Source organism: Glutamicibacter sp., assembly GCF_032154645.1.
Classification (GTDB): Bacteria; Actinomycetota; Actinomycetes; order Actinomycetales; family Micrococcaceae; genus Glutamicibacter.
In genome coordinates this window covers 40,417-47,669 of the sequence record NZ_JALDXV010000025.1, presented here as the reverse complement: position 1 = coordinate 47,669, position 7,253 = coordinate 40,417, and the positions used below count along the sequence as shown (strand labels likewise).

Genomic DNA, 7,253 nt, shown 5'->3' with positions numbered 1-7,253 from the left:
GCCTGGGTGCACAGAGCATGGAATCTGAGGCAGGTGTGGAGCCGGCTGCCCGTCAGCGCGTCGAATACCGTACCGAAGACGGCGAAACCGTTTTCATTGTCTTTGCGGCCGAGGCAGAAATCCCTGCAACCTGGCACACAAAGACCGGCAAGGAAGCCAAGCTGGTTCATGGTGAAGCAAAGGCTGAGGAAGTAGCAAACGAAAAGCCAGTGCGTACTCACTGGGACATGCTGCTCGAACGCCGTACCGAGGAAGAGCTAGAAAAGATCTTGGCTGATCGCCTGACTCAGCTGCGTGCGTCGCGCGGCGAAGCAGTCTAAGACCTTCAGCCTAAAACGGCCGGGATTCCCCTTTGGGGGCGTCACGGCCGTTTTTCTTATAACCCGCGTGTTAAATAGTTGTGCGACCCGCAGCGGTATCGCTCCAGGCCGCACTACTAGCAAAAGAAGTTACTTCTTGCTGGTCAGTTTCTTCCAACGGGCCCCAAGGCCCCAACGGGTCACGTTCCACATGGCTTCAACAACGATATTTCCGCTCATTTTCGACGCCCCGAGCTCACGTTCGACGAAGGTCACCGGAACTTCAACGATGCGCTTGCCCATCATTGCGACGCGGAAGGTCATGTCAACCTGGAAGCCGTATCCGCGTGACTCAATATCGTCGAAGTTGATAGCCTCTAGTGTTTCACGTTTGAAAGCCCGGTAGCCGGCGGTGATATCCCGCAACGGCAGACCCAAGAGGGTACGCGAGTAGAACGATCCACCGCGGGAAATGATCTTACGGTGCAGCGGCCAGTTCACTACCTCGCCGCCCTTGACCCAGCGTGAGCCGATGACGAGGTCTGCACCTGCGGCACTCGCTTCCAACAAACGCGGAAGCTGCTCTGGCATGTGGGAGCCGTCGGCATCCATTTCGACGAGCACGTCGTAGTCACGGGCCAGGGCCCATTCGAAACCGGCAATGTAGGCGGCGCCGAGACCGTCCTTGCCGGTACGGTGCAGGACGAAGATATTGCCGTCTTCCGCAGCCATCTTGTCTGCCAGTTCGCCGGTGCCGTCTGGAGAATTATCGTCGACGATCAGTACATCCGAGTCTGGAACCGAGGTTCGGAGCCTTCCGACGGTCAGCGGGAGCGATTCCAATTCGTTGTAAGTTGGAATGATCGTAATGACGCGCACTCGGCGGCACCTTTCTTCATAGACAGCAACAACGGGCTCTAGGTCAACGGACGGAAAATGAACAAAATCCGGCCGTGAATCAACAGAAGCCCAATCTCAAAGTATACGCACCCTAGGTTGTCCGCGCTTCCACGGACACAGCCAAACGCAACGATCCCCAGTGACTTCGGCCCTATTTCCCAGGTTCGAAAACTCGGGAAATGTTATCTAAGGTCACTGGGGATCGTTATTCAATTGCGTCGTTTCAAACACAATGCGAGGTGCATCACGAAGAGGCGCTTAGTACAGCCTAATGCTTGACCCACCGCACCTGTCAACCAGTTCATGACCAGAACCTTCATTGAAAATCTACAGGTCAGTTACTTGATTCAAGAACTTCTACAGTTTGTTAGAGGTTGCGGACGGCAGCCGGGTCCAACTGATCGTGCAGAATATTACCGGCACGTACGGTTCGCAGGCAGTCAGGGATCTGCTCGTCGACCACGGGGAGCATGGGGGTGCCCGCGCGGGCGTCGGTGCTCCACGAGCTGATTCTCACATCCGGCGTCTGCACCGCGAGCTCCGATGCGCTCCAGATCGCAAAGGTCGCCGGGGCTCCGATCACCAATTGTCCGGCAGTTGGGTTCATCTCCCCCATCGCTCGATAGGTTGAACGTGTCTGGGCCAGGAATGCCGCCCGTGCCGAGATCCGCGATTCCGGATCCGACATATTCATCGCAGCGCGCACAATTTTCCAGCCGTCGACCTCGGTCACGGGAGCATCGGAACCCAGCACCAGCGGAACGCCGGAAGACAGCATGGCCGAGAGGTTGTTCATGCCCCGGGAGCGGTCGCCAAGGCGCGCCTGGTACATGCCGTTCTCGCCAGCCCACTGCGCGTCAAATTCCGGCTGCATGGACACCATGATCGAATACTGCAGCAATCGGGCCCGATTCGAGGCGTCGACCATTTCAGCGTGCTCGATGCGGTGTCGGCACATTTGCAGTTTCGCAACGCCGATCTGCTGCGCCGCGTCGTCGAAGGCGTCGAGCACAACATCCAACGCACCATCGCCGATGACGTGGAAGGCGGCTTGGATGCCCTGCTGGCTGCAGGCGATCAGGTGTTTGACGATCTGATCCTTACTCAGGTGGAGCACTCCCCGATGCCCTGGCTGGTCGGCGTAGTCCTCTCGAAGATAGGCCGTACGGCTGCCCAGTGAACCGTCAACCCTCAAGTCTCCGCCCAGGCCCAGCACACGCCCGGCGGGAAAGCTGGAGACCAGCTGACTTGCGTGTTCGCCATCCCCAACGAGCTCGCCCCAGAACGCGTAGACCTGCGGCAGCTGTTGGTCTTCTATTGCCAGCAGGTTATCGAGGGCCCGGCGTCCTTCCAGCTGCGGGGCCGCCATTTCAACTACGGTGGCGTAGCCGCGCGAGGCGTAGTGCTCTAGCGCACGGCGCTGGAAGTCCACATCGGTCGACTGCAACGAGGACAGTGCCAGGCGAACCTGGTCGTGTTCATTGCCGCTGACCACGCCTGGGGAAATCTGTTCCAGTCCCAGCTGCTCCAGCAGCTCACGATTGACCAGCGCGCTATGCACATCCCGCCGAACCAGATAATAGCCTCGGCCGGAGGCGGCATCGGTCAGTTCAGCCTCCGTGGGAAGTACACGCACATCCCAGGTACTTTCGTCCCATCCCTGGGCAAGAACCGGTCCTTCGGTGCCCGAAGCACGCAGCGATACTGCTTCGAGCAAAGCGCCAGCACTACCTACCGATGAAAGGTCGGCGCCCGACAGCGATCTTCCCAGCGCCGCGAGGTGGGTATGGGACTCGACGAAGGCCGGGGTGATCAAGGCGCCGTTCAGATCGATGATCTGATCGACCGCTTCGGCGTGGCGCTCGGCTGCTTCCTCACCGCCGATCCAGGCGACGGTGTCGCCGTCGACGACCATCGCGGTGGCAAATGGATCTGCTGAGGAGTAGACCGAACCGTTGTGGTACAGCGTTTTTGCCATGAGCTAACTTCCTTTTCTATTCCCACGCTCTGCGGTGGCAGCTAACGTAGGATGTCAGGCGCGGCTAGATGTTAGTCGAGCACGTTTGAGTAGGCGATGACACCGCGTTTGACGAGGTCCATTGCCGTGTAGGCATTGCGCACCAACCGCGGAGGCAGGTCGGTGTTCTTAGCGAACTGGTCGAGGGTGTCGATGACCTGTTTGGCCCATCGCACAAAGTCTCCGGGAGCCAGATCGGTTCCACGCAGTGCGCTGTTGAGGCTTGCGCCCCGAGCCCATTTGTAGATCGGCCAGATGAGTCCTGATTCCGGTGGAGCCGTGGGCTCTAGGTTCGCCGCTTCTTCCGCGTCCGAAAGCTTGCCCCAGATATTAATGGTACGGGTCCAGATATCACCGATCTTCTGGGTCGGCATGCTTGGGTCAGGTCGGTCGAAGTCTCGCCGTCCCTGATAGACCAGGAAAGCGACCACGGCACAGAGCTCTTCTGCCTTCAGATTCGTCAGCATCCCTGTCTCCAAGACTTGGCTGCTGAGCAGGTCCCGCTCGCCATAGATTCGGCGCAGCCTGCGCCCGGCGTCGGTTATGGTAAATTCCTCACTCGCCGAGTCCGACTGCAGATAGCCAAACTGCTCCAGAACATTGCAGATCCGGTCAAATTGAGTGGCAATCGAATTGGTGCGTCCGCGAATCTGCCGACGTGCCTTGTCAGCGCTTTTCTTCAGTTTCCAATAGCGGTCCGCCCAGCGCATGTGGGCATCCTTCTCGGAGCACGCGTGGCACGGGTGGTCCTGCATCTGCAAACGCAGCTCTTGAATCTGGCGCTCAAAGGTATCGCTGCCCGTGTAGTCAAAGCTCTGCGCATCCTGGCGTGGAGGCCGGTGGTCGTAGATTGCATTGCGCAGCGAGGAGGCAAGGTCTCGCCGCTCCTTGGGCGTCTGTCCTGTGAAGCCCTTGGGAATTCGAATACGGGAAACAATTTGCAACGGCCCGTTGAGGTCTTCTGCCGAAAGCCTGCGCAGCTGGCCTTCTTCGGTGAGTACCGTATGGCGCGGATTGTACATTGCCGTGTCTAAGGCAATTATCACTGCCCTGCCGAACCGTCGGCCTCCGGGAAGGTCAACAACATCGCCTCGGATCACCGCCTGCAAGGAACGTTCAGCAGCTGATCGCCGGTGGTGTTTGCGCTCTTTGGAAGCGGTTTTTTCAAGCGCTGCGAGATCGCGCTGAAGTTTCAGATACTCGGAGAAGTCCCCAAGATGGCATTCCATCGACTTGGCGTATCCGGCTAAGGATTCTTCTTTCGAGCGCACTTCCCGCGCCATACCTACTACCGACCGGTCAGCTTGGTACTGAGCGAAGGAGCTTTCGAGGATCTGTCTTGTCTGCTCCCTGCCGAACTGGGCCAGCAGGTTTGTCGACATGTTGTAGGTCGGGCGGAATGAAGAATTCAACGGATAGGTTCGCCGTGAGGCCAGCCCTGCCAGGGATTCAGGTTCCATGTCTGGGTTCCACAGGACGATCGAATGGCCTTCGACGTCGATCCCGCGCCGGCCGGCTCGTCCGGTCAGCTGTGTGTACTCCCCCGATGAAATCTGTACATGCGATTCCCCGTTGAATTTAACCAGCTTTTCCAGAACTACCGATCGCGCTGGCATGTTCACACCCAGCGCGAGGGTTTCGGTAGCGAAAACTACCTTGATCAGGTTCCGGGCAAAGAGGTCTTCAACGATCTCCTTGAAGATCGGGAGCAGACCAGCATGGTGGGAGGCAAAGCCCCGGGTCAGCCCGTCTCTCCAACTCCAAAATTCAAGAACGTCAAGGTCTTCATTGGGAATGCGGTAGGCAATCTCGTCCAAAGCCTGTGCAATCTCCGCGGATTCTTCATTTGTGGTCAACCGTAAATCAGCCATGGCGCACTGCTGGACAGCCATGTCGCAACCCTTACGGGAAAAAATGAAGAAGATCGCTGGAAGCAGGCCGGCCTTGTCGAGCTTTGCAATGACCGACGAGCGGCTGGTCCGCTGGCCAATTTTAGGCGCTCTTGAAGCTCCACGATATCCGCGTGCGCTGCGTCCTCGCTGAACTCGGCCTCCAGCGCTCTGGCTTCGTACGAGTTTACGTAGCTCTGGATTAACGTTTGCCTTGCTGTCGCCGTTGGCTACCTTGTCAAAGGCGACGTCTTCGGCAAATAAATCCACAAGGTTCGGCCCCACCATGACGTGTTGAAACAGTGGAACAGGGCGAACCTCCGAGACGATGATGTCGGTATTGCCTCGCACCGTATCAAGCCAGCCTCCGAATTCCTCGGCGTTGGAGACGGTGGCCGACAACGAGATGATCTGCACGTTGGACGGCAGATGAATGATGACCTCTTCCCAGACTGCTCCGCGGAACTTATCTGCCAGATAGTGCACCTCGTCCATGATCACATAGCCGAGACCGTCCAAAGTCTGGGAATCGGCGTAGAGCATGTTTCGAAGCACCTCGGTGGTCATCACCACGATCTGGGCTTCCGAATTGATTGACGTATCGCCGGTTAGCAGGCCCACTTTATTCGCGCCGTACTGCTTGGCCAAGTCAGAGTACTTCTGATTGCTCAGCGCCTTGATCGGCGTGGTGTAGAAAGCCTTGCGGTTCTCCCTAATGGCCTGGAAGATCGCGTACTCACCAACGACGGTCTTTCCAGCACCTGTCGGCGCAGCCACAAGGACACTATTTCCTACGGCAACCTTGCGGCAGGCCTCGGCCTGAAATTGATCAAGATCGAAGGCAATACTCGCCCGGAAGTCTGGCAGGTGCGTTCCAACCTCAATCTGTCGGGCCTTGGCGTGCGCATAATTTTCCGCAGCGGAAGTCAATGGAGACCGTTCACTTTCTGGTGCGGTTTGCTCCACACCGAAGAGCAAGACTTGAAGGTATTTTCCGACTGATGGCTAAATCTGAGACTTCGGATCGTCGATCTTAATTGGAGCGTCGATATCGGTTGCTTCGCCGGTTGCCAGTCGTTCATTCTCAGCGTCCTGTGCAAGTTGCTTCTTTGCACGCTTCTTATCGTTAATTACGCAGAACAACGTTGCCGCTGCGAAGGTAAGGAATAGAGGACCAGCCAATGCGAACATGGTGATCGCGTCGCCGCCCGGAGCGGCCATTGCGGCCACAAGAGCAATGAGAAATACCGTAATACGCCAGTTCTTGAGAATGACTTTTGATGACAGAACACCGGCCATGTTGAGGCCCACCATGAGTACTGGAACCAACATAGCAATGCCAAATGCCAGTAGAAGTCTGAATACGAATGGCAGGTAACTGTCGATCGTTACGTTTAGTTCGGAGTTATCGGGCGTCAGGCTACTGAAGAACTGCAGTGCGAATGGCATAACAAAATATGCCATTGCGATGCCGAACAGAAATAACGGAACAGCGACCGCGGCGAACGCCAGCGATAGGCGGCGTTCCTTCTTCTTCAGACCGGGAACGATGAAGGCCCAGATCTGATAGATCCAGACAGGCGACGAAATAATTACACCGACGAAAATCGCAACCTTGATCATGATGTCAAAGGGCGAGAGTACAGCGGTGAACATTACGATGCCACCGGCTTGTATCACCGGAGAAATAAGCAACTGCAATAGCCAGTCGTAGGCGAAGAACCCAATAATGGTGCCCACCGCCAGCGCCAAAAGCGCTTTAAACAAGCGATTCCGCGCTTCGACGAGATGCTCCTTGAGAGACATCCGCCCTTCGTCGTTCTTAACCCGCTTTTTCTTGGCGCGCGGTGTTTTCGATGTTTTGTCTGTCACTGAAAAGTACTACGAGTTGTTCTTTTCGTCAGTCGACTTCTCATTGGCGGTACCTTCTGACTTCTCATTCACGGTACCGTCGATGGTCTCTGACTTAGGATCATCTTCCTTCATCTGACGTACTTCAGACTTGAAAATACGCAACGACTGGCCCATCGATCGAGCCAAGCCAGGAAGCTTTGGAGCGCCGAAAAGCAAAAGTGCCAGCACGATAATGATGACCAGATGCCATCCCTGCAATCCACCCATGAGGATTCCCTTCTTTTTGTCTTTAAT

Annotated in this window: 6 protein-coding genes; 1 reads left to right on the top strand and 5 read right to left on the bottom strand. The window is 56.7% G+C overall.

Annotated features, from left to right (window positions below):
* The first annotated feature begins 2 nt into the window (after positions 1-2).
* Entirely contained in the window at positions 3-320 is a 318-nt protein-coding gene (locus RUH64_RS15635; protein WP_313814628.1) for an RNA polymerase-binding protein RbpA, read from the top strand.
* Between the two features lie 129 nt (positions 321-449).
* On the opposite strand, the gene RUH64_RS15630 is transcribed toward RUH64_RS15635, so the two are convergent.
* From RUH64_RS15630 to tatA, 5 genes are all read right to left on the bottom strand, one after another.
* The gene (locus RUH64_RS15630) at positions 450-1,178 is read right to left on the bottom strand and encodes a polyprenol monophosphomannose synthase (RefSeq protein WP_313814626.1); all 729 of its coding nucleotides are present in this window, start codon (positions 1,176-1,178) and stop codon (positions 450-452) included.
* Between the two features lie 388 nt (positions 1,179-1,566).
* Positions 1,567-3,177, bottom strand: a complete 1,611-nt coding sequence (locus RUH64_RS15625) for an amidohydrolase family protein (protein ID WP_313814625.1) — start codon at positions 3,175-3,177, stop codon at positions 1,567-1,569.
* A 71-nt stretch (positions 3,178-3,248) separates the two neighbouring features.
* Positions 3,249-6,035 (bottom strand): DEAD/DEAH box helicase, encoded by a 2,787-nt coding sequence (locus RUH64_RS15620; RefSeq protein WP_313814624.1) that lies wholly within the window; start codon positions 6,033-6,035, stop codon positions 3,249-3,251.
* Positions 6,036-6,110: 75 nt separating this feature from the next.
* Positions 6,111-6,911 (bottom strand): twin-arginine translocase subunit TatC, encoded by an 801-nt coding sequence (gene tatC / locus RUH64_RS15615; protein WP_396276069.1) that lies wholly within the window; start codon positions 6,909-6,911, stop codon positions 6,111-6,113.
* A gap of 75 nt (positions 6,912-6,986) precedes the next feature.
* A complete protein-coding gene (gene tatA, locus RUH64_RS15610) occupies positions 6,987-7,226 on the bottom strand; it encodes a Sec-independent protein translocase subunit TatA (RefSeq protein WP_313814621.1) in 240 nt (79 codons plus the stop codon).
* Between the last annotated feature and the right edge of the window lie 27 nt (positions 7,227-7,253).

What these genes read in the sequence shown, in the direction of transcription:
- tatA (WP_313814621.1), bottom strand. Translation starts at nt 7,226, where the DNA reads ATGGGTGGATTGCAGGGATGGCATCTGGTCATCATTATCGTGCTGGCA.
- tatC (WP_396276069.1), bottom strand. Translation starts at nt 6,911, where the DNA reads ATGTCTCTCAAGGAGCATCTCGTCGAAGCGCGGAATCGCTTGTTTAAA.
- RUH64_RS15625 (WP_313814625.1), bottom strand. Translation starts at nt 3,177, where the DNA reads ATGGCAAAAACGCTGTACCACAACGGTTCGGTCTACTCCTCAGCAGAT.